The sequence below is a fragment of the Citrobacter sp. TBCS-14 genome (assembly GCF_005280805.1).
GTDB lineage: Bacteria > Pseudomonadota > Gammaproteobacteria > Enterobacterales > Enterobacteriaceae > Citrobacter > Citrobacter gillenii.
The window spans coordinates 85,074-108,707 of the sequence record NZ_SZWM01000457.1; the positions used below are offsets into that span (position 1 = coordinate 85,074).

At 50.9% G+C, this 23,634-nt stretch carries 17 protein-coding genes; 10 read left to right on the top strand and 7 right to left on the bottom strand.

Going from position 1 to position 23,634, the window contains the following annotated elements; translation table 11 throughout:
- The first annotated feature begins 12 nt into the window (after positions 1 to 12).
- Genes FDX22_RS16365 through FDX22_RS16375 form a run of 3 tightly spaced genes read left to right on the top strand, consistent with a single transcriptional unit; the run spans position 13 to position 3,332 of the window.
- Positions 13 to 1,188 carry an ABC transporter permease gene (locus FDX22_RS16365; RefSeq protein WP_181490542.1) on the top strand — a complete coding sequence of 392 codons (1,176 nt, stop codon included), beginning with the start codon at positions 13 to 15 and terminating at the stop codon, positions 1,186 to 1,188.
- Between the two features lie 28 nt (positions 1,189 to 1,216).
- Positions 1,217 to 2,785, top strand: a complete 1,569-nt coding sequence (locus tag FDX22_RS16370; protein WP_117342062.1) for an SUMF1/EgtB/PvdO family nonheme iron enzyme — start codon at positions 1,217 to 1,219, stop codon at positions 2,783 to 2,785.
- Positions 2,786 to 2,822: 37 nt separating this feature from the next.
- Entirely contained in the window at positions 2,823 to 3,332 is a 510-nt protein-coding gene (locus tag FDX22_RS16375) for a hypothetical protein (protein WP_223240360.1), read from the top strand.
- Between the two features lie 134 nt (positions 3,333 to 3,466).
- Here the strand turns inward: FDX22_RS16375 and FDX22_RS16380 are convergent, their stop codons facing one another.
- Both FDX22_RS16380 and FDX22_RS16385 read right to left on the bottom strand, forming a co-directional pair.
- Complete coding sequence (locus FDX22_RS16380; protein ID WP_135912503.1) at positions 3,467 to 4,855, bottom strand: APC family permease; 1,389 nt, start codon at positions 4,853 to 4,855, stop codon at positions 3,467 to 3,469.
- A 390-nt stretch (positions 4,856 to 5,245) separates the two neighbouring features.
- Positions 5,246 to 6,664: a glutamine synthetase family protein gene (locus FDX22_RS16385; protein WP_146717477.1), complete on the bottom strand. Its 1,419-nt coding sequence runs from the start codon at positions 6,662 to 6,664 to the stop codon at positions 5,246 to 5,248.
- A 211-nt stretch (positions 6,665 to 6,875) separates the two neighbouring features.
- Here FDX22_RS16385 and puuD point away from each other — a divergent pair, with 211 nt between their 5' ends.
- From puuD to FDX22_RS16420, 7 genes are all read left to right on the top strand, one after another.
- Positions 6,876 to 7,640 (top strand): gamma-glutamyl-gamma-aminobutyrate hydrolase, encoded by a 765-nt coding sequence (puuD, locus tag FDX22_RS16390; RefSeq protein WP_117342058.1) that lies wholly within the window; start codon positions 6,876 to 6,878, stop codon positions 7,638 to 7,640.
- A 25-nt stretch (positions 7,641 to 7,665) separates the two neighbouring features.
- A complete protein-coding gene (gene puuR / locus FDX22_RS16395; RefSeq protein WP_117342057.1) occupies positions 7,666 to 8,223 on the top strand; it encodes an HTH-type transcriptional regulator PuuR in 558 nt (185 codons plus the stop codon).
- 139 nt (positions 8,224 to 8,362) lie between these two features.
- Positions 8,363 to 9,850: an aldehyde dehydrogenase PuuC gene (gene puuC, locus FDX22_RS16400; protein WP_146717478.1), complete on the top strand. Its 1,488-nt coding sequence runs from the start codon at positions 8,363 to 8,365 to the stop codon at positions 9,848 to 9,850.
- Between the two features lie 2 nt (positions 9,851 to 9,852).
- Positions 9,853 to 11,133 (top strand): FAD-binding oxidoreductase, encoded by a 1,281-nt coding sequence (locus FDX22_RS16405; RefSeq protein WP_117342055.1) that lies wholly within the window; start codon positions 9,853 to 9,855, stop codon positions 11,131 to 11,133.
- 200 nt (positions 11,134 to 11,333) lie between these two features.
- The gene (locus FDX22_RS16410; protein ID WP_137399593.1) at positions 11,334 to 11,870 is read left to right on the top strand and encodes a M48 family metallopeptidase; all 537 of its coding nucleotides are present in this window, start codon (positions 11,334 to 11,336) and stop codon (positions 11,868 to 11,870) included.
- A gap of 393 nt (positions 11,871 to 12,263) precedes the next feature.
- Positions 12,264 to 12,521: an Arm DNA-binding domain-containing protein gene (locus FDX22_RS16415; RefSeq protein WP_146717479.1), complete on the top strand. Its 258-nt coding sequence runs from the start codon at positions 12,264 to 12,266 to the stop codon at positions 12,519 to 12,521.
- The gene (locus FDX22_RS16420; RefSeq protein WP_146717480.1) at positions 12,522 to 12,830 is read left to right on the top strand and encodes a hypothetical protein; all 309 of its coding nucleotides are present in this window, start codon (positions 12,522 to 12,524) and stop codon (positions 12,828 to 12,830) included.
- Positions 12,831 to 12,899: 69 nt separating this feature from the next.
- Here the strand turns inward: FDX22_RS16420 and FDX22_RS16425 are convergent, their stop codons facing one another.
- The 5 genes from FDX22_RS16425 to FDX22_RS16445 form a co-directional block, all read right to left on the bottom strand.
- The gene (locus FDX22_RS16425) at positions 12,900 to 15,794 is read right to left on the bottom strand and encodes a UvrD-helicase domain-containing protein (protein WP_255432955.1); all 2,895 of its coding nucleotides are present in this window, start codon (positions 15,792 to 15,794) and stop codon (positions 12,900 to 12,902) included.
- 315 nt (positions 15,795 to 16,109) lie between these two features.
- On the bottom strand, positions 16,110 to 19,241 hold the full coding sequence (locus FDX22_RS16430) for a type I restriction endonuclease subunit R (RefSeq protein WP_146717482.1): 3,132 nt from the start codon (positions 19,239 to 19,241) through the stop codon (positions 16,110 to 16,112).
- Complete coding sequence (locus FDX22_RS16435; protein ID WP_146717483.1) at positions 19,241 to 20,422, bottom strand: DUF4268 domain-containing protein; 1,182 nt, start codon at positions 20,420 to 20,422, stop codon at positions 19,241 to 19,243. Before FDX22_RS16435 ends, FDX22_RS16430 begins: the two co-directional genes overlap by 1 nt.
- A complete protein-coding gene (locus tag FDX22_RS16440; RefSeq protein ID WP_146717484.1) occupies positions 20,415 to 21,758 on the bottom strand; it encodes a restriction endonuclease subunit S in 1,344 nt (447 codons plus the stop codon). The genes FDX22_RS16435 and FDX22_RS16440 overlap by 8 nt, the downstream gene beginning before the upstream one ends.
- Entirely contained in the window at positions 21,748 to 23,457 is a 1,710-nt protein-coding gene (locus FDX22_RS16445; RefSeq protein WP_146717485.1) for a class I SAM-dependent DNA methyltransferase, read from the bottom strand. Before FDX22_RS16445 ends, FDX22_RS16440 begins: the two co-directional genes overlap by 11 nt.
- Positions 23,458 to 23,634: the final 177 nt, after the last annotated feature.

Consider the following 23,634-nt stretch of genomic DNA (forward strand, 5'->3'; position numbering starts at 1 on the left):
GGCCGCCTGGCCATGCAAGATCTGTGGCACGATCGCATCATCTCATTTTGCATCGTTTCTTCTCTTGTCGCCGTCATTGCGCCTTTACTCCTCCTTTTTGGCCTACGTTTTGGGATTGTGGACCAGTTACAAGAAGATCTCACCCGTGACCCTCGCAACCTTGAGATTCGTATGCTGAGTAGCGGTAGCTATGATCAGAACTGGATTACACAGCTGCAACAACGTCCCGATGTAGGCTTCGCTATCGGACAAACACGATCGCTGAACACACTCGCCGATTTGCAAACTGATATCTCTCACTTTATTGAAAATGCTGAAGTTATTCCCACATCCGTAGGTGATCCTTTACTGGGTAAGTTGGAGATTCATCAGGAAAATGACGTGATCGTTACCCAGGAAGCCGCGCGAAAGTTGGCAGCGAGGGTGGGCGATACCATCAATATACGAGTGAGTCGGTTGCTTGACGAACGCCGGGAATGGGGTCGTAAAAGCGTCACTATCGTGGGCATTTTACCTGCGACCTATTTCAACCGCGCCGCCATCTTTACTCAGCCTTCATTATTACTGGCTATTGAACATTTCCGCGATGGTTATGCGGTAACTGAACTCGGAAGCACAAGTGGTGCTCAACTCAATAGCAAACCGCCGCGCTATGCACGCGCCAGATTGTATGCCCATGATATTGACCAGGTGGCTAGCCTGGAACGCGATCTCAGGGCACAGCGTATCGAGACAACCAGTCGCCTGGCGGATATTGAAAATGTCAAAAGCATCAACCGGGTATTGGGCATTATTTTTAATACCATCGCTGCTACTGCACTGGTTGGCTGTATAACCTCGCTTGTCGGCTCATTTATCGCGAATGTCGATCGTAAGCGTAAGCATATTGCCGTACTCCGTCTGCTTGGTTTCACTCGCCCGGCAGTGGGTGGCTATGTCATTGTCCAGGGCTGTCTACTCAGCCTGATGGCTTATGTCGGCGGCTTTGGCCTTTATCTGTTAGCCAGCCAGGTATTTAACCAGGCGTTAGCCGGGGGACAAGCAACAGATCAGATGCTTTGCAAGATCACGCCATTACACGGCCTCGTGGCCCTGTTACTGACTCTTGTTGTAGCCATACTGGTCGCCAGCATCGGCGCTTATCGCGCCATCAATATTGAGCCTGCGCAAAGCCTGCGCGAGGTATAACCCTATTTATCATTTGCGGAGATCGTTCATGGCCCTTACCCCTTCCACATTATCTCGCTGGCTGGCGCTTGCCCTGCTTGTGAAGATGTCACCCGTGCTGGCAGAGCCGTGGGCGGATAAAACCTATAACCCTAAACCCGACAGCGAAGACATTATTTTACCAATGCCCTGCGAAGGTTCGATGGTATTCCGCCGGGTCGAGATCCCGGTATCAGGTCCTCTTGATGATATTCCTGTTACTTTAGGGGAAGATGGCGGGGAATGGGGCTTTGTCGAACACAGTTATCCAACCTTTATTGCCGGTAGCTTTACTGAATCAAAAAAAAGTAAGGGTCGTTACTATTTGATGGCCAAATATGAATTGACGGCGTTGCAATATCAAGCATTAACCAGCAGTAACTGCCCGACCCCATCACGCAAGCTGAGCATCGCGCAAACCAATATCAGTTGGTTTGATGCAGTAAACCTCGCCGATAAATATAACCAATGGCTACGCAGTAATGCTCTCGACAAGCTGCCGAAGGAAGAGAGTAATCCAGGATTTTTGCGTCTGCCCACAGAAGTCGAATGGGAATTTGCGGCACGTGGCGGCCTGAAAGTGAATAGTGCAGAGTTTCGCGACTCTCACTATCCGATGGATGATATGAAAAATTACGAGTGGTATTCCGGCTCACAGTCCTCGAATAGCAAAGTACAGCTGGTTGGCCTGTTAAACCCTAACCCCCTCGGCCTGTATGATATGTTGGGTAACGTTTCTGAGATGATGTTTACTCCATTTTATCTCAATAAGATCAACCGGCTGCACGGCCAGGCAGGTGGTTTTGTCGTGCGTGGAGGCAGCGTTATGTCAAATGAGTCTGATATCCGTAGCGCCACCCGTAAAGAAATTAACTACTACGATGATGCCCATCCTTTCACCAGCAAAACGACTGGCCTGCGACTGGTCATGGTGTCCCCGGTCGTTACATCGACAGACCGCGTGAAGTTGCTGGAGAAAAACTGGGCCGCACTCGGTGAAGAAAAGCCGGGAGTAAATAAGAAAAATGACGAATCAAAAGACACCGCGAAAGCACTGGGAAGCCTGGCATCCGGCGTTGAAGATACTGAGCTCAAAAAGAAACTTAAGGATCTGGAAAACCAGCTTCGCGCCAGCAATCAACAGCAGCAAGAAGAGCGTGCACAATCGATTCGTGCCAGCCTTAATTTAGGCTCCTTCCTGTGCACAAAGTTGCAGGATGATGGCCGCTTCCTGGACTTCCTGAACCATAACTATGAATTGCTGTGCAAGGACAAAGACAGTAGTGACAAAAACTGTGCAATCCGAAAAACCAAACTCGGTGAACAAACTGACCGCTTACAGCAATTAACCAGTTACTACGCTAGCAGTCTGGTTGACTCCGCCACGCTTTATGGCCAAGAGGGTCTAAAACAGGAAGTGACCGTTTTCGATCAAATGCTCACCCTGAATAAACGCCTCTCTGGGCTTAAGCCCTTCCTCGCCGCACATTGGCAGAATCAGCAAAAATACCTGGCAAACGGAAAAATTGATACCGCGGGTTGGCTGGAAACCTGCAAACAAATTAAAAGTGGTAACTAATTCACACCGGTGATTAAACACACATGTTTATTAAGGAATGAAGAACGTGAAATTAAGCTTAAAAATAGCGGCAATTACCTTATGCTATCTTGCCACCGCCCAGAATGTTTCTGCAGAATCTTATACTGCAGAAGATCAGGAACAATTAACACTTGAATGCTTATTAACCAATAATAAATTCGCCAGCGCTTTTATTGCCCAGGATGCTGCAGGATACGCGTTGGGAACCAACGCATCCCCTACGGCGGAACTCAATCTTGTGACTAATCAGCCTGGGGTCACAGCCTATTACAGCGCAGGAATGATCGCCGGAGGTTCTTTATACTGGATTCGAATCGTAAAAGGAGCATACGAATATATTGTCTATAACAAGGAACAACACGGTGACATGTCTGGCGTTGTCGTCACAAAAAATGGCAAAAAAGTATTCCACAAAGACTGTAAAGAACCGATTAAGGTAGGCACGCAAAGTGATAGCAGTATTTTCAGTCGGGTGTCACAAGAAGATACCGATGGCGATCGCATTATCGACTTAATCAACAAGTAACACGACCAATCCTACCTGCCAGGTGTTCTGTCCGACAACAGAAATGCAGCAACAGGGGCGCATCTTCACGACGCGCCCCTGTTATAACAAGTGCATGTTACAACGCTGTCCGTTGGTCCCCATCAGAGGGAACATCACTCCCAGGCACGTTCGGTTTTCGCGGCGTCGAACTGCGGCGGCGGCTTACGAAAGCGCCGGGTCAAGTACGCGAGATACACCAGCCCTAACCCTGCCCACACCAGCCCCAACGTCAGCGACGTCGCCTCCAGGTTTATCCACAGCACGGCAACCGTCGCGGCGCCGACCATGGGCAATACCAAATAGTGCAGTTTTTCCTGCCAGGTGTGCTTACGCCCTTCACGCCGCCAAAAGTGGTTGTACACCGACAGATTGACGAAGGTAAATGCCACCAGCGCACCAAAGTTAATCAGCGCCGTGGCGGTCACCAGGTCAAAAAACAACGCCGACAGCGCCACAATCCCGACCATAATGACGTTCAGCGCAGGCGTGCGCCATTTCGGATGCACGTAGCCGAAATATTTCTCCGGGAAGACGTTATCGCGCCCCATCACATACAGCAGACGAGAGACGCTGGCGTGCGACGCCAGGCCTGACGCCAGCGTATTCACAAAGGTCGTACACAGAAAAATAGACTGGAACAGCTTACCGCCGACGTATAGCGCAATCTCCGGCAGCGCCGCGTCAGGGTCTTTAAAACGGCTAATATCCGGGAAGAACAGCTGCATAAAGAACGAGGCCGAAATAAAGATCAGCCCACCGTACAGGGCGGTGAGGAAAATGGCTTTCGGGATGGTACGTGCAGCATCCGGTGTCTCTTCAGACAGCGTGGTCACCGCATCAAACCCGAGAAACGAGAAACAGACAATGGTCGCCCCGGTGATAATCGGGATCAGATGCGCATTCTGGCTGATAAACGGTTGCAGCGACCAGACGGTCCCTACCCCTTCGCCTTTATGCAGCCCTTGTACCACCAGGAAAATAAACACTGCAATAATCGCCACCTGCACCAGCACGAACAGCGCGTTGAAGTTCGCCACCAGGTTAACGCTTTTTAAGTTGGCCGCGGTGAGGATAACAACGAACATCACCACCCAAATCCAGGGGGCGACCTCCGGAAACAAGGCGGACAGGTAAATTTTGGCCAGCAGGACGTTAATCATCGGCAGGAAAAGGTAGTCAAGTAGCGACGACCAACCGACCATAAACCCGACATGCGGGTTAATCGCCTTTTGCGCGTAAGTATAGGCCGAACCGGCCTGCGGAAACTGGCGCACCAGCTTGCCGTAACTGATCGCGGTAAACAATACCCCCGCCAGCGCCAGCAGATAAGAGGCTGGAACATGGCCATCGCTGATGCCCGACACAATACCAAAGGTATCAAACACCGTCATTGGCGTGAGATAGGCCAGCCCCATCACCACAACTTGCCACAGCTTGAGGGATTTACGCAGCTGTGTTTTGCCCGTCAGAGCAGAAAGATTCTCGGCGGAATTAGTCGTCATGACGATCCTCCCCGACACGGGCCCAGGTCTGCGTTCGGAACGTCGGTACAGCAAACCTGGTGCGCGTCGGGGTGGATCCCATCAAGAAAGGTGTCAATACGGCGGCACGGCACAACTGCGGTCCGTACTGACTGCGGGAGCCTTGGATGCTCGCGCCGGGCTGATGTGTAAACATTGGCATCATCTCATTTCCTCGTCACAAACTCTGTCGGTTATCTGAAGACCCGTTGTCGCAATCCGCTCCATTACGCGACAGCCGGGAAATGGCAGTATTCCTGCAATATGTACGGGCTGGCTCCGCGCAGACCGCATGATGCGACATCTATTTTTTAATCACGCACGATTGCTGCAGGCCCGGACAACATAGTCCCCCGGGCAGCAGCAACATCATCAGGCGTTTTTCAACATCCACTCAATTTCGGTGTCAGTGATCAGACGTTCAAACTGGATAAGCTCATCGTTTTTACAGGCGTGATAAACATGGCTAAAACGCTCACCGAGTAATTCACGCAAAGGGTCGTTTTGCAAAAACTCCCACAGTGCATCGCTTTGGCGGATCGGGAACGGCAGGCCGTCCTGCTCCAGCCCGTTGCCTTCAACTTCTTCCTGTAACGGCAGCTCGTTATCCAGACCGTGGAGGATCCCGGCAAGAATGGTCGACATAACCAGATACGGATTGGCGTCCGCCCCGGCCACACGATACTCAACCCGGTGGCTGTCACGATCGCCACACGGAATGCGCAACGCCACCGTACGATTGTTATGCCCCCAGGAGGCTTGGGTCGGCACATACATACCCGGCTGGAAACGGCGATACGAGTTCATATTCGGTGCCAGTAACGCCATCGACGCGGGCATCAGATCGATCATCCCGGCCAGCACACGCTTTAATAACGCGGAATCTTCGCCGTCCGCCTCGGCCAGCACGTTCTCGCCTTTATTATTCAGGATACTGATGTGGATATGCATCCCGCTGCCGGCATGCTCTTCATAAGGTTTGGCCATAAAGGTGGCGTGCATCTTATGCTTCTCTGCTACCAGTCGCACCAGGCGTTTTAGCGCCAGCGCATCGTCGCAGGCGTCAAGAACGTTATCAGTGTGGTAGAGGTTGATTTCAAACTGTCCAGGAGAGGCCTCGGCCACCGCGCCGTCGGCCGGGATCAGCTGCAGTTTGGCGAGTTCATCAATATCATTCAGTACATCGGCAAAGTGGTTGAGGTTATCTACGGAGTAAACCTGGCTTTGGGTGTTGCGATCGCCAGTGCCCGGCGCACAGGGCGGCTGAAGATAGCCTTCGGAATCACGCTGACGATCGAGTAAATAGAACTCCAGCTCTACCGCTACGACGGGGAACAGGCCGCGCTGGCGAAGTTTCTGCCAGAGTCGGTTCAGCACGTTCCGCGGCTCAACGTCAAAGGGAGCGCCATCTTCATCCAGCATCGTCAGCATCATCTGCCCGATATAATCCGGATCGGCAGCCGATGGGGTTAACGTACCGGGCACCGGCACACACGTGCGATCCGGCTCCCCCAGCTCCTGCCCTAATCCTGCTTCTTCTACTACATTGCCCAGAATATCCATCGCAAACACGGATGCCGGGAAATAACAGCCCTTCTCCAGCTTATGCAAGCCCGATACCGGGATACGTTTACCGCGAAAGCTGCCGTTCAGGTCAGTTAACAGCACATCGACAAATTGCGTGTTGGGATAACGCTCCAGATACTGCTTCACTTCACGCGCAAACGCGCTACTTCGTCTCTCTTCAGAATGCTGCACAAAATTCTCAACTTCTACGATATTGGTTTCCATGATTCACCGCCGTTGCTATGGATGCTGATCTGCGTTTTGACTGTTAAATATAATGTCCACTCTTCGACTCTGGATGCAAAGTATTTGTTTGTCAAATGTTAAATTAAGTTTGCTAGAAGGTTATTCCGCTGCTAAGTTGAGAAAATATTGAACGAAATTGCACAACAAGGAACCGTTTGGCAATAATTTATTCCAAAACGTGAGGTCGATCATGGGCAATATATTTGACAAGCCAGTTATTGGTGTCGTGATGTGTAGGAACAGGCTTAAGGGTCATGAGACCCAGACTCTGCAAGAAAAGTACCTGAATGCGGTATTGAATGCCGGTGGATTACCGATTGCCCTGCCGCATGCACTGGCGGAGCCAGAGTTACTGAATGCTTTATTACCGAAACTGGACGGTATTTTTCTGCCAGGGAGCCCGAGCAATATGCAGCCGCACCTGTATGGTGAAAATGGCGATGAGCCTGACGCCGATCCTGGGCGTGATCTTCTGAGCATGGCGCTAATTACCGCCGGACTCGAAAGGCGCATTCCCATTTTCGCCATCTGCCGGGGCTTACAGGAATTAGTTGTCGCCACCGGCGGGACTCTGTATCGTCGCCTGTGCGATCACGCACAGTTCCTGGAGCATCGTGAAGACGCGGAACTCCCGGTGGAGCAGCAATATGCGCCATCTCATGAAGTCCAGGTTCAGCAGGGAGGATTGCTGTCTCAGTTAATACCAGGTTGCAACACGTTTTGGGTTAACTCCTTACATGGCCAGGGCGCAAAAACCCTTGGTCCGCAGCTACGTATAGAAGCACGATCGCAGGATGGACTGGTCGAAGCCGTTAGCGCTCACGACCATCCTTTCGCGCTCGGCGTGCAGTGGCACCCGGAATGGAACAGTAGCGAATACGCCCTGTCGCGTTTGTTGCTTGAAGGTTTTATCACCGCATGTCAGAACCATCTCGCTGAAAAACAGCGTCTCTGACCACTACTGTTAAGGAAATGCAATTATGAGCGATGACGGCCTGGCGCCGGGTAAACGTCTGTCAGAGATCCGCCAGCAATTGGGTCTTTCGCAGCGTCGTGCCGCCGAACTGTCTGGATTAACGCATAGCGCCATCAGCACCATAGAGCAGGATAAAGTCAGTCCTGCTATCAGTACGCTGCAAAAGCTATTGAAAGTCTATGGGCTGTCGCTCTCCGAGTTCTTCGCGGACCCGGAAAAACCTGACGAACCGCAGGTGGTTATCAATCAGGATGATCTGATTGAGATCGGCAGTCAGGGGGTATCCATGAAACTGATTCACAACGGCAATCCTAATCGTACGCTGGCGATGATTTTTGAAACCTATCAGCCAGGCACGACGACCGGGGAGAGAATTAAACACCAGGGTGAAGAGATTGGGACAATACTGGAAGGTGAAGTGATACTGACCATCAACGGTCAAACGTATCATCTTGTTGAAGGACAAAGTTATGCCATTAACACCGGCATACCCCACAGCTTCAGCAACACCTCGGCGGGGATCTGCCGCATTATCAGTGCCCACACGCCCACCACGTTCTAAAAGAGTTACGGCCTGAGTTTCTCAGGCCTTCTTAAATAACGCGTATTAACAGGGTTAATCCCTGGGGCATCGTGCAGCCTGATTTTGCCTGAAAAAGATCAGCAACGAACTTTATCTTATTGAAATAAAAGGAGTAGCTATGAACTTTCAGAATTTAAAATATTGGCGTGAGAAAGCCAGCCATTATTCACCGGAAACTCGTTTATTTATTAACGGTGAATATTGCGCTGCCGCCGATAACGAAACCTTTATTACGCTTGATCCGGCAGGACAGCGCCCGCTTGCCAAAGTCGCCCGCGGTAAACACGCGGATGTGGAGCGCGCCGTCACCGCCGCTCGCACGGTATTTGAACGCGGCGACTGGTCACAGGCATCGCCTGCTCATCGCAAAGCGGTACTGAACACGCTCGCGGATTTAATGGAGCAGCATCACGAGGAGCTGGCGCTACTGGAAACACTTGATACCGGTAAGCCTATTCGCCATAGCCTGCGTGATGATATTCCCGGTGCGGCACGCGCCATCCGCTGGTACGCCGAAGCTATTGATAAAGTGTATGGCGAAGTGGCCGCCACCTCGGTGAACGATCTGGCGCTGATCGTGCGCGAGCCGGTAGGAGTGATTGCCGCCATCGTGCCATGGAATTTCCCCCTGCTGCTGGCCTGCTGGAAACTCGGCCCGGCGCTGGCAGCGGGGAACAGCGTGATTCTGAAACCTTCGGAGAAATCACCGCTGACTGCTATTCGCCTTGCCGCGCTGGCAAAAAAAGCGGGCTTACCCGATGGCGTCCTCAACGTCATTAGCGGGTACGGCCATGAAGCAGGCCAGGCGCTGTCGCAACATCCGGATGTCGATGTACTTACGTTTACCGGTTCCACCCGCACCGGCAAGCAACTACTTAAAGACGCTGGCGACAGCAACATGAAACGCGTCTGGCTGGAAGCCGGCGGCAAAAGCGCCAACATCGTATTTGCTGACTGCCCGGATCTGGCGAAAGCCGCCGCCACCACGGCAGCAGGTATCTTCTATAACCAGGGCCAGGTGTGTATCGCCGGTACGCGTCTGCTGCTGGAGGAAAGTATTGCCGACGCGTTCATTGCACTGCTAAAAGAGCAGGCAAAAAACTGGCAGCCAGGCAACCCGCTTGATCCCGATACCACGATGGGAACGCTTATCGACAATGCACATGCCGATACCGTGCACAATTTTATTCGTGACGGTGAAACGCAGGGAACGCTTGCACTGGATGGCCGCAGTCACGTTCATCCTGCGGCTATTGGCCCAACCATTTTTATCGACACCCCAGCACAGGCCCATGTCAGCCGCGATGAGATCTTCGGTCCGGTGCTGGTCATCACCCGTTTCAAGACCGAAGCCGAAGCTCTGGCGCTGGCCAACGATAGCGACTACGGCCTTGGCGCGGCGGTCTGGACCCGGGATCTGTCGCGCGCGCACCGCTTGAGTCGTCGCCTGAAAGCCGGCTCCGTATTCGTCAACAACTACAACGACGGTGATATGACCGTGCCGTTTGGTGGCTACAAGCAAAGCGGCAACGGGCGCGATAAGTCCCTGCATGCACTGGAAAAATTTAGCGAACTGAAAACTATTTGGATCTCCCTGGAGCCTTAATCATGACTGAACATACTCGCAGTTATTACGCCGCAAGCGCCAATCAATACGAACCATTTCCTACCCTCACCGAGTCGGTCAGCTGTGATGTTTGTGTCGTGGGAGGCGGTTATACCGGGCTCTCTTCTGCTCTACATTTAGCCGAGATGGGCTATGACGTGGTGCTGCTGGAGTCCGCGCGGATTGGTTTCGGTGCCAGCGGGCGCAACGGCGGCCAATTGGTGAACTCCTACAGTCGCGATATCGACGTCATCGAACGTACCTACGGCCCGGACACCGCCAAAATGCTCGGCAGCATGATGTTTGAAGGCGGTAACATCATCCGCGAACGGATCAAACGCTATCAGATCGACTGCGACTACCGTCCCGGTGGGCTGTTTGTGGCGCTAAACCACAAGCAGATGGAGACGCTGGAGGAGCAGAAGTCTAACTGGGAGCGCTACGGTAATACGCAACTCGAGTTGCTGGACAGCAGCGAAATTCGTCGTGAGGTTAACAGCGATTGTTATGTCGGCGCGCTGCTCGACCACAGCGGCGGCCACATTCATCCGCTGAACCTGGCGATTGGTGAAGCCGACGCCATCCGCTTAAACGGTGGACGCGTCTTCGAGCTGTCGCCGGTTACCCGTATTCAGCACACCAGCCCGGCGGTGGTCAGCACAGAGCAAGGTCAGGTCACGGCACGCTATGTAATTGTTGCCGGCAACGCCTATCTGGGTGACAAACTGGAACCGACGCTTGCCAAAAGCAGTATGCCGTGCGGCACGCAGGTATTAACCACCGAACCGCTGTCCGCCGAGATGGCGCGCTCGCTGATCCCGAAAAACTACTGCGTGGAAGACTGTAACTACCTGCTGGATTACTACCGTCTGACCGGCGATAACCGCCTGCTGTACGGCGGCGGCGTGGTCTACGGCGCACGCGACCCGGACGATATTGAACGCCTGCTAATGCCGAAGCTGCTGAAGACCTTCCCGCAATTGAAAGGGGTGAAAATTGATTATCGTTGGACCGGGAATTTCTTGTTGACGCTATCGCGCATGCCGCAGTTCGGCCGCCTCGATAACAATATTTATTATATGCAGGGCTACAGCGGTCACGGCGTGACCTGTACCCATCTGGCAGGACGCCTGATTTCCGAACTGCTGCGCGGCGATGCCGAGCGTTTTGACGCATTCGCCAGACTGCCCCACTACCCGTTCCCGGGCGGACGCAGCCTGCGTATTCCGTTTACCGCCATGGGGGCGGCGTATTACAGCTTACGCGATCGCCTTGGGGTTTAAGTTCTTGGGCTGTAAACCCGACGCACAGGGCGATCCCCCTGTGCGTTTTTTTATTTCTGGAACACGGTGATGGGCAACGTTCGTGAAGTACTACAAAAATAAACGGCAGGTCATTTTTTGGCATCAATAATCAATAAAAGCATGCCCTGTACTGTTCCGGCATGCCGGAATCTCCCTTCACACACGCACAGGACGGGATCATGAAAATGCAATTCGCTCCAAAATATCTGCCGCTGATTTGTCTGGTCTCAAGCGGGCTGCTCTATTCAGCTTCGGTAAACGCCATGGGAAATGACGATACCACGACGCCAACCTGCCCGAAGGGCCAGGTTTACGACAACAAAACCAAAAACTGTTTGCCCGAAAAAAGCAGTATGATCGACGATCAGGATAAAACACAGTATGCGTATCACCTGGCGAAAACCGGTCACTATCAGGACGCTATCAATTTACTCGATACCTTACAGCAACCCAATACGCGTGAGGCCTGGAACTATCGGGGTTATGCCACCCGCAAACTGGGTCGTACGGATGAAGGGATTGGCTATTATCAACGCTCGATTGCCCTTGATCCGCATTATGCCAAAGTACGCGAATACCTCGGTGAGGCATGGATAGTTAAGGGTCGCCCCGATCTGGCAAAAGCGGAACTGGCCACCATTAAAACCCTCTGCGGCACTCAATGCGAAGAATATCGCGACCTTAAAGCCGCGATCGACGGACACCCTGAGTCATAGGCCAGAAAGAAACGAGAAATAGCGGCAATGGTGTGCGTTTAGCTTCATTGGGGGCATCTTTCTGAACCGAACACAGAATGCCACCAACAGGAACGTGATGTGTATTGAGGCCGATTAACGCTGGAGATTTAGAAACATGTCAGAAGCGGAAAAACACGGACTTTGAGTTGATTTCGGTAGACCTGGGAAGAGTTTGAAATGGTGCCGATAATAGGAGTCGAACCTACGACCTTCGCATTACGAATCCAGAATCTGGTGTTTTCATGATGTTTCATCACCTTGCATAAATCACCACAAAAACAATTAATATCATCAAGTTACATAGTTAACTTATTCTAAATTGTTCCACCTTTCTTCACCCTATACAATGCTAAACAAGTACGCGAGAATGAGATGGAACAGCCAAAAACAATCACCCAAGACCGACAAGTTGTCAGCCTAAAACCAACTGATGGCAAAGACCGTATCGTTGTTAAAGTGCAGTCAAAAGCAAGTCCGGGGCTGTCAGTCGAATCCCGAAATGGGAGCCAAACCAAGAGTTGGCTTTACCGCCCCTATCTGAACGGTAAGCAGATTAAAGTGACACTAGGTGCTTATCCTGCAATGTCGCTCGCTCAAGTACGTGAAGCGCATGCCAAAGCGGGGCGGTAAATGTACGGAATTCCTGAAAATCTTCACAGCGTCATCAAAGTTGAAACGACTGCCGGGCAGCCAATTCAGATTAAAGTTACAAACGTTAGTTGGAATGGGCATGACCCGATCCCAAATGAAGTCCTTTTTTTCGAACTCCCCGCTGATTCAACAGAAAGACAAATCACTGCGCAGGTAAGGAAGCTACTGAAAAGGAAAACATTTATTCGACTTTGCGAACACTGCAATCAGTTCAACATCAACGGTTGGATGCAGAGCAACTCATGTTGCCAGTCTTGTGCTGAAAAATACTTTGGTGTTGTTTATTGAATGTGGCTTAGGCAGCACGATGCTTCCGCTGCCTCATCCATTTACTTACCCACTCTAAGGAAGATTGCGTCATCCTTCCTGCATGATTGCTGCATGGCGTTTTGCGGTGTCGACTCTGCGTTCGTACTCTTCGCTCGTAATGTTTTCATAACAACAGTCAGCCTCATCCCGGCGGTAACGGTTGCAGCCATAGAAAACGCCACCGTCTTTGTTCTTACGCTTCACCATGGTGCCAAGACCGCAGCGTCGACAGACAATTTCAATCTCCTGACATTCTGGATTCGCGCATACCCTTTGCATGCCATTTTGCATCACCATCGGTGAGCTGCATTGCTTGCAGGAACTGGCCATGTAATCACAAGCTGGTGAGTGAGAGCAGACATAGAATTTCTTATCATAGCGGCTCACTTTGCCCGTTAAGGAGCCGGACTCACAATCTGGACAACTCCATTGACCGACTTCAAGAGAATCACTTTTCGTAATGAGCTGTTTACCCATTTTTGCAATTTCCTCAACGAAAGCTGAGGTATTCTGGCTATCAAAGATCATAAACACGTAGTGTCGGGCACGAGTAACGGCGACATAAAATAACCGACGCTCTTCGGCAAACAGGTATGGCTCTTGCTCTGGGAGAAGAAGGTCTATCAACTCATCATTTTCTTTAGCTGATGGAAAACTCCCCTTTTCGAGCCCCAGCAGGAGCACGTAATTTGCTTCCAGGCCTTTACTGGCATGCGCCGTCTGGTATTGAATATCAAGAAGTGGAAACTCGGACATTAGCGCCTTTAGATCCAACTCTTTAAGATCTCTCATATTTTCCAGACGATAACGACCAATCAGCATGACGGGGGCCCGACGGGTACTGTTGAGCCTCACTTCCCGGCTATGGCAACGAGCGAGCGCTCTCCTGATTTGCTGACGATAAGCCTCAGCTTTTCTTTGATTGCGATCGGCAATGTGGATATTAGCGATTTGTTCCTGAATATCGAGAAGTTGGACGGCCGCATGCTCCACCTGGCTATGCGTCGTGATCTCTTTCTTCAATTGCGCCGGGTTGCGAGTGACAAAGGTGGAACTGAGCTCATGAATGCGATTATTAAATCGATAACTTTTGTCCAGGGGTAACATTTTCGCGGGCGAAAACTGATGGTCAAAACGGGTAAAAAAGCGAAGGTCTGAGCCATTGAAACGATAAATGGCCTGCCAGTCATCCCCTACTGCAAACAACCGCATATTATCCCGGGTTGCCAGTAATGCCTTTAACAACTTCCCTCGCCCACCCGAAAGGTCCTGAAACTCATCAACCAGAACATAGTCATAGCGATGATGAAATTGTCCTTCCTGAAGTGCCGTTGTTGCTTCCGCGATCATATCGCTGAAGTCCATTTCTTGTTGCTCTTTGAGATGGGTTTCATAAGCATCATAGACGGGTTTAAATAACGCAATAAACGCTTGGGTGCGCCCCATATCTATACGTTGGGGTGATGCCAGGAGATCTGAGAACGAAAATTGCCCTTCCTTGAAAAGACTAAGGAAACGGAGCATCAAATCGATAAAGCCTTGCCACGGCGAGGAACCAGAGCTTTTAAGCTCATCCAGCAGTGTGTCTGTGTCACGTAAATGCTGCGGCTCCTCCACCCGATTAAGTAAATCGAAGATATTTTCTTCCAGCGTTCCTTCACTCAACTGGTAGCTGTATAACTCTTCCAGTCGGGTTTTGTGCTGTTGATGCAGTTTCCGCTTCCAGGCTAATCCTTCAAGATATGCGGTCTGATCGACAAAGGGGGCCGTTCTCATCTCTCGATCTACGCCAAGGTATTCAATATAGGTCTTACTGACTGGCAAATAGAAGTCAGGCTTATACTGGCGACGTTCAATGGTTGCTGTATTAACCTCATAATTCGCTTCATAAGCAAAGGGAACTGAATACAAATAGAGATAGTTGGCAACCCGTAATTCGCCGACACTTTTAACCCATTGCCCGGTCAGGGTGATCAGGCGGCAGCTTTGGAGAAACTCATGATATTCTTCAATGGCATTGAAATCATATTCACAACGGCCAGGTGTACTGTAACAAACAAAATATTTAACTAGTTGGGTTTTATAATCATCGCTGAGACTTATTTCTGCTTCTAAAGTCGCTTCAATAAATTGTCGTAGCTCATTATTTTGCTCAGCAAAGCGCGTAAGTGAACGTTTGACGCCAACACTTTGAGCGACGATACGATTGCCGAACGCATGGAAGGTAGTCGCTTTTAATTTATCCCCACTTTCCGGCAGTCGCTCAGCAATACGTTCAGCCATTTCCCGCGCGGCCTTGTTACCAAAGGCCAGCATTAAGATGTTTTCCGGCTGAGCTAAACCCGCCTTCAAGAGATACCCTGCTTTACCAATTAGTGTCGACGTTTTTCCCGTCCCGGCACCTGCAACAACTAAAGTATGATCTTCATTCGTAACACAAGCTTTACGCTGAGGGGAACTCAGGGGTTGTGATTCAATGTTATCAAAGAAGGTTTGATACGATGAGACTAGCTGCGGGACGACCCGTTCGTTAAAGTGCTGCCGTCCCGATTCTGATACATCATCCATGGATAACTTCAGTGCCAGTTGCACAATGGGGTTATCATTTTCCTGGGCAATAAAATCGGCGTCAATATCAAGGTCATACAGACGATTTTTGACCAACGTGAGTTGTGACAAAGCGCGCCACTCCCACGAAGAGAAATAGTGATTACCTTTCTGATAGAGTTGGACAACCTCAAGCAGCTCCCGCCACTCAGCGCTATGCTGAAAAATATCCAGCGCTGCACGTTGAATCTTTTGAATAAGTGTTTCGAGCTGCTGAGCATTGAAACCATTAAGCCGATAGGTTTCACCGTCTGTCCCAATAGAGACATTAGAATACAGCCAACTTCGTCTGACCTTAATATTTCTAATCGCATCGATCGACAGTTGCACGCTCACATTTTGGTGCCTGAATGCCAGCAGGCCTGAAGACAGAGTTATTTTATTTGAGCGTCGGCGAATAAGGCCCCACAAATCATACAGTGGATGCGTACTGAGGTTCTGTTCACTTTGCAACTGTGGGGTCAATTTGTTCATTCTTGATGGAAAAATCGGAAATGGAGAAGTTTAAAAAATAACTGAATCAAAAGGAGCATTCAGTACCGCCGTTGAGTCCTGGTAGTGAGGTTCTCGCCTGCTTAATCAGAACTATTTTCACTCTTCAGGTACAACGGAGGGCGATACTCTGCCCTCTCTATCAAAAGTTGGACGTCGCTATGACGTCCAGCTGTTCGACACCACTTCCGCCTGCTTAAGGATCAGCTCTACTGCACCCGCTGTTTTATCCGGCGGATACTTATATCTACGCAGCGTCTGGCGCACCAGAATACGCAGCCGTGCGCGCACGCTTTCACGTACCTGCCAGTCGACGGTGGTGGATTTCCGCAGCTGTCGCGTGACCTCGATAGCCAGCTTTCTGAGCGTCTCGTCACCCAGTTCACGCACCGCGCTTTCATTTTCCGCCAGCGCATCGTAGAAGGCGATTTCATCCGGGTTTAAGCCCAGCGCATCATCGCGCGCCATCGCTTCCTGGAACGCTTTCGCCATCTGGATCAGCTCTTCAATCACCTGCGCGGTTTCAATCGCCCGGTTATTGTATTTCAGCAGCACGGCTTTCAGGCGGTCGGAATATTTCTTCTGCTGTACCACGTTATTACCAGAACGGGCATGAATACCGTCATTCAGCAGTTTTTCCAGTAATTCTACAGCCAGATTGCGCTGCGGCATTTCCCGCACTTCTTCCAGGAATTCATCCGACAGCAGCCCGATATTGGGTTTATCTAACCCCGCCAGGGCAAACACATCCTCAACGCCGGTCGCGACAACGGCGTTATCGAGAATCTTGCTCAGTAAAGAGTTCTTTTCTGATTGGCTAAACTTCTCTTTAGGATCCAGCTTGATAAGCCCCACTCTGACGGCAGAGAGAAACGCGAATTCTTCTTGCAGGGGTTTTGCTTCGTCCAGGGTATTACAGAGTGACCAGGCTTTACTCATCGCCAGTGAGACGTCGAGGTAGCGTTTTTTACCGTCATCCAGCCCAAGGATGTAGTTCACCGCTTCTCGCAGGAAAGCCAACGGATCGCGGGAGAACCCTGAGTAATCAAACCCTGGCTTGCCCGCTGAAGGTGCGAACATCCCGTGAATGACGTCGATTTTTTCCAGCAGAATGGCAAAGGCTTCCCGCGCATCTACGGTGGTCTGCCCTTTTCCTTTCGAGTCAGTATAGGTTTTCAGAGCCTGCTTCAGCTCGTTGGCAATGCCGATGTAATCCACCACCAGCCCGCCGGGTTTATCGCGGAACACGCGGTTAACGCGCGCGATGGCCTGCATCAAGTTATGGCCGCGCATCGGTTTGTCGATATACATGGTGTGACAACACGGCGCATCAAACCCGGTCAGCCACATATCACGAACGATCACCAGCTTCAGCGGATCGTTCAAATCTTTAAAGCGGGCTTCAAGACGCTTTTTGGTCTGCTTGTTGTAGATGTGCGGCTGGAGATGGTCTTTATCAGACGCGGAGCCCGTCATAATGACTTTGATCGCGCCTTGTTCGACATCCGCGCTGTGCCAGTCCGGACGGATCTCTGTGATGGCGTTATAGAGCTTCACGCAGATATCACGGCTCATGGCGACAATCATCGCCTTGCCGTTCATGGCCGCGTTGCGTGTTTCAAAGTGCTGAACTAGATCGGCGGCAACCTGCTTGATACGCGGCTCTGAACCTACCAGCTTTTCCAGACGACTCCAGTCACCTTTGGTTTTCTCCTGCTGGCCCGTCTCTTCATCTTCCACCAGCTCATCCACCTGGTCGGAGAGCGTTTCCAGTTCCTCATGGTTCAGGTCGAGTTTTGCCAGCCGGGATTCGTAGTAAATCGGCACCGTCGCGCCGTCATCCACCGCATCCTGAATATCGTAGATAGAGACGTAATCGCCGAACACGGCACGGGTATCTTTATCTTCAGACGCAATCGGCGTACCGGTAAAGCCCATAAACGACGCATTCGGCAGCGCATCGCGCATGTGTTTGGCGTAACCGTATTTGTAGACCCCGGTTTCGCGGTCCAGCGTGGCACTCAGGCCATACTGGCTGCGGTGCGCTTCATCAGAAATCACCACGATATTGCTGCGCTGATTGAGAACCGGATGGCTCTTCTCGTTGTCCAGCGGCGCAAATTTCTGCACGGTGGTAAAGATAATACCGCCGGATTCGCGGGCATTGAGCAGCTCACGCAATTCGTCGCGGTCGTTGGCCTGTAAAGGCGTTTGCTTCAGCAGGTCCTGCGCCTGGCAGAAGGTCGCGTAGAGCTGTCCGTCCAGATCGTTACGATCCGTCACCACCACAATCGTCGGGTTGTTCATCTCCGCCTGTTGCAGCAGTTTTCCGGCGTAGCAGCACATGGAAATACTTTTGCCAGAGCCCTGGGTATGCCACACCACACCCGCTTTTTTACTGCCGGGGGTAATGTTACTGCGTAGCGGCAGATGTTTGCCGGTAGACGCCACAATCGTGGCCGCAACCGCCTCACGCACCGCGTGGAATTGATGATAGGCGGCAATCTTCTTGATCAGTCGTTTGCCGTCAGACTCAAACAGCACAAAATAACGAATGTAATCCAGCAAAAGCGCACGGTTAAAGAAGCCCTGCACCACGGTTTTAAGCTGCCAGTCAAACTGTGGCTTGTCGTCTTCATTAGCCACGGTTTTCCACGGTAGGAAGCGTTCTTCATCGGCGGTCAGCGAGCCAATACGCGCGTTCTGCCCGTCGCTCACCACCAGCGCTTCGTTGCAGATAAATAGGTCGCTGAGTTCGTTTTTATAGGTCTGCAGCTGGTTAAACGCAGCCCAGATATCGGCATTGGCATCAATCGGGCTTTTTAGCTCAATCACCGCCACCGGCAGGCCGTTGATATAGCCAATGATATCCGGACGACGAACCTGTTTTATCCCCTGAATAGCCACCTGGTTCACGACCATAAAGCGATTATTGCCGGGATGGTTAAAATCCATCAGCAACGCTTTGTCGTGAACCGTCTTGTCTTCACGTTTGTACTCAACGGGCACACCGTCAAGCAACAAGTGATGGAATGCTTTATTGCTGACGACCAGATCCGGGCTTTCGGGGCGGGTAATACGCAGTATCACCTCTTCCAGCACGGAAACAGGGAGATGGGGGTTGATGGTTTGCAGCTGCTCCAGCATCACCGGGCGCAGAAACACATCATGGAATGAGGCACGCAGCGGATTGTCGCCATCCGGCGCGATATCGGGCCCGTGCAGCACTTCCCAGTCCTGTTCAGCAAACCATTTCAGGCATTGCTGCTCTAAATCGTCTTCGCTCAGCATTACTCTTCCTCTCCCTCGGTGATCATACCGGTTTGTTTCAGCTCAATCGCCAGCTCCAGCAAACTCGGGCGGATCGCCTTTTCCAGACGGTTCATGCTATCCATCATCCAGTCGATAATGGCAGGCCATATCTCTTTATTGCCGCCATCAAACGCCTTTGAACAGACGATCTGGCAGCTTTTTCGCTCTGGCAGTAAACGCCAGTCGAGCTGCTCGCCAAACAGCGATTCAATGTGCGTTTTACGTTCCTGAAGGCGTTCAAATAACCAGGTGTTTTCCAGCGCATCCCCACGCGAAATATTGAGCTGCACGCGAGCATCTTTCTGGGAAAAGATCAGTTCAAAGGGCACGCCGCTGACCCCCGATCCGGCGGCCAGCCAGTGATCGGTTGAGGGAGCGCGGTTATTAAACAGTGAGCAGGGGCTGGTGCGGAATTTTTCCAGCGCCATCGTCCAAAAATCGCGGCGCAGATAATGGCGCTGCTGCAGTTCGCTACTGCTGGAGGTGGACTGCTCTTCCGCCTCTTTTTGCGCCATGCCGATCATGTACGACTCCGCTTCCGGGGTAGGGATAACCTGGCGGATATCGACAAACACGTCTTCACCGAAACGGTAGGGGGTTACTTTGAAGCACTGCGCCCGGATACCAAACTGCATCAGCCACAGCGCGGTATTGGTGACCTCTTTACGAAAATTGGCCGCGACCATGATGACCCGCTGGGTGCCTTTACGGTTGAGCACCCCTTCTTTCAGGCTTTCCCAGCCCATAAATTCGGCGATGACGTCTGCGGCCTGGCGGTTCTCGTTGGGCTCATATTGGTCAAGATAGAGCTGGAAGATTTCAACCACGCTTTCCTGACGGAGATTGGCGCAGTAACCGGCATATTTCAGCGCCTGCCAGACGACGTCGCGCCCGGAATCATCGAGCTTGTTTTCGATGATGACCAGATTGCCTTTTTTATCGATTGCCAGCAGGTCGAGGCGCTCTTTGGTGTCGTCAAAGCCGGCGAACTCTTTCTGGATAATCAGCAGTTCGTCTTCTTTGTCGTCTTTTTTGGTCAGCGTCTGAGGATTTTTCGCCAGCCACTCCTGCAGGTGATCGCGTTCACGGAAACCGAGGCTGCTAAAAGACACCTCCTGCAGCGAGTGCAGGCTGTTGGTCGGCGTATCGACTTTATACATTTTCCGCCTCGCTTATCACCAGCTCGGCTTCCGGCAGGGTGATTTCGCCGGAAAGGAGTTTGGGGAGAAGGGTGTCGCGGAGTGTAGTCAACGTTGCTGTTGATAAATTATTTTTCTGAATCATATTCCTGATAGCCGAAATATGATTATTGAATTTATTCAAAATGGATTGAATCGGTTTCAATACTTCTAGTCGATAGACATTATCTCGATTTAATCCAGGCACTGCCGCGTCAGTATTCATACTTGAAAGATTTAACGTTTCCATTAGATAATATAGATAACTTAGTGGAACCCCATCCTTGTTAGAAACGTAATAAACGGTATCAATTGGATGGAACTTCTCATCCTCCCAATACAGAGTACCGATAGAACCTTTTCTTCCAACTATAATACTTGGACCTTCAACGAGATAACTGATATGTGAGCCAGTGATGCCACCTGAACCATAGACTGGATAAGGTCCTTCTATACGTTCTGTCTTTTTAAGCGCTTTTCCGTAATGAAGTGTTGCGATATTAGACAATCGCTGTGAACTCCATCCCTCTGGAATCTCCCCCAACTCACTCTCCCGCATCGCAGACGGGAACAGCTCTGCCGTGGTTTTTAATTCGGCATAATATTCAGGGTGTTCACGCTCAAAAACTACCAGTGTATCAGCATCTTTCCCGGAAATTGCGGTCATTGCAGCAAGCGTCGCATCTTCCTGCGAACCGCCCGCTTCCAGTACTGCCATTTTGGCTTTTACCGGTTCAAAATCAACAAACCAGCTTTTGAACAGGGCTTGTGCCATTTGTTCGAGAGTCTGGTTGATTTTTTTGTTGCTTATTATTTTAGCATCCAAAGAGGATAAAACATTGCCAATTTTTTTCTGTTGTTCAAGTTTTGGAGCATGAAACTCAATTTTTTCGAACAATGACTTTTTTAATATTGGAGTTCTTGTCGCTGTCGCACCGAGATTGAATATCTCCATTCTTTTCTCACTAAGTGTATAGTATAAAAAATCTACATCAATCAAGTCACCATTTGGAATAATTGTATTAATTTGTTGGTTCGTAACGGCTGTATTTCTGACAATTGCGGCCTTTCCCATTTGCCATCCAATGCAAGAAACAACTATCCCACATTCAAATTTCTGTTTTGCAAGTTTAGCTTCCCCCTCATCAGATAAGGTTCTTTGGGTTAGTTCAATGTATTTGTTATCTCCCATATCTGTTGGGGTTACAAAGAGTACTTCGCCACCAAAGTACTTATCTAAGGTTCCTGGGGGCGTTTTCCCTGTAATAACTTTCTTTGACACGTCAGCGATAGTATATTTTTTCCACTCAAAACTCATAACCCAGCCCCCCCAGATTCGCCTTAATCTGCTTCTCCAGCTCAGCACTCTCTTCCAGCTGATCTTTAAGCTGTGCAGTCAGCCGTGCCATCTTCTCGGCAAAGGGCTCATCATCTTCTTCCTGCTCGGCCGCACCCACGTAGCGCCCTGGGGTCAGCACAAAGTCGTTTTTCTGAATATCTTCCAGCGTTGCCGAGAAGCAGAACCCGGCTTCATCTTCGTACTCTTTATCTGCCTGCCATTTGTGGAAGGTGTCGGCAATTTTGGCAATATCTTCACGGCTGAAATCACGCAGTACGCGGTCTTTCATATAGCCAATCTGGCGCGCGTCGATAAACAGCACTTCGCCTTTACGGTGTGCTTTGCCGTTACCACCGGATTTGTCTTTGGTCAGGAACCAAATACAGGCCGGGATTTGAGTGTTGGTAAACAACTGGCCTGGCAGCGCGACCATGCACTCCACCAGATCGGCTTCAATCAAATTGCGGCGGATCTCGCCTTCGTTGTTGGTATTGGAACTCATCGAACCGTTGGCCAGCAGCAGCGCCATCGAGCCTTTCGGGGCCAGGTGATGGATCATGTGCTGCATCCACGCAAAGTTGGCATTGCCCTGCGGCGGCGTGCCGTATTTCCAGCGCACGTCGTTTTCCAGCTTCGCGCTCCACCACTCCTTCATGTTGAACGGCGGGTTAGCCATCACGAAGTCTGCACGCAGGTCCGGATGCTGATCGTCCAGCAGAGTATCGGCGTTTTTACTGCCGAAGTTAAAGTCGATGCCACGGATTGCCATGTTCATCGCCGCCAGTTTCCAGGTAGTCGGGTTGGACTCCTGACCGTAAACGGAAATCTTCTGCTTTTGCTCGGCAGCGTTGTAGTGTTTCTCGCCTGCGTGCTCTTCAATAAAGCGATCGCTGGAGACGAAGAACCCACCGGATCCCATCGCCGGGTCATACACGCGGCCGTTATACGGCTGCAGCATTTCGACGATCAGGGTCACGATGCTTTTTGGCGTGTAGTACTGACCGCCTTGTTTACCTTCTGCCAGCGCGAACTGGCCGAGGAAGTACTCGTAAACGTGACCGAGAATATCTTTGCTTTTTAAGTTGAGCTTCTCGCCGTTATATTCCGGGTTGCTGAAGTTGGCGTCAGAGAAGGTGTTAATCAGCCCGGTTAACACCTCGTTGCCCAGCTGATACTGGCTGATGCGGTTCAGAATACCTTTCAGTTTCGGGTTGGTTTTTTCGATTTCATCCAGCGCGTTATCCACCAGCCAGGACACGGAGCGCAGTGTTACATCCTTTCCGGTGGTTTCATCCACCCACAGTACGGTGCCGGTTGGCAGCATGGCTTTGTTTTTCAGCGTGTCCCAGCGCGCGGCTTTTGGCACCCAGAAGATGTTCTTTTCGGTGTAGTAATCTTCCACTTCCAGTTCATCAATAATCGCCTGCGCATACTCTTCATCAGAGTCGTAACCGTCGCGCGACATGGCGTAGATGTTGTCCGGGTTGCCGACATCCCGGAACAAGGTAATCAGCTCCTGCTGGCGTGCCTCAAAGGCATCGGACACATACTTCAGGAAGATAAGCCCCAGCACCACATGCTTGTAGTTGGCGGCATCCATATTGGCGCGCAGCTTGTCGGCGGCCTTCCAGAATTTGTTATCCAGCTCGTTCAGGAACTGTTGTTCGGCGTTGTTCATGAAAATCCTCGAGGTCGATCGCAGCGAAAGTGCACAAATGCCTTATCGCATATTCATTTTTGGAATGCAGTTCGCAAAATGATACCCGGAACGACAATGATTACAAACGACACAACGTAAAGAAATTTGCATTTGAGCAGTAAATAATAGGAAACTAGCCTGCCATTCCTTTTTATG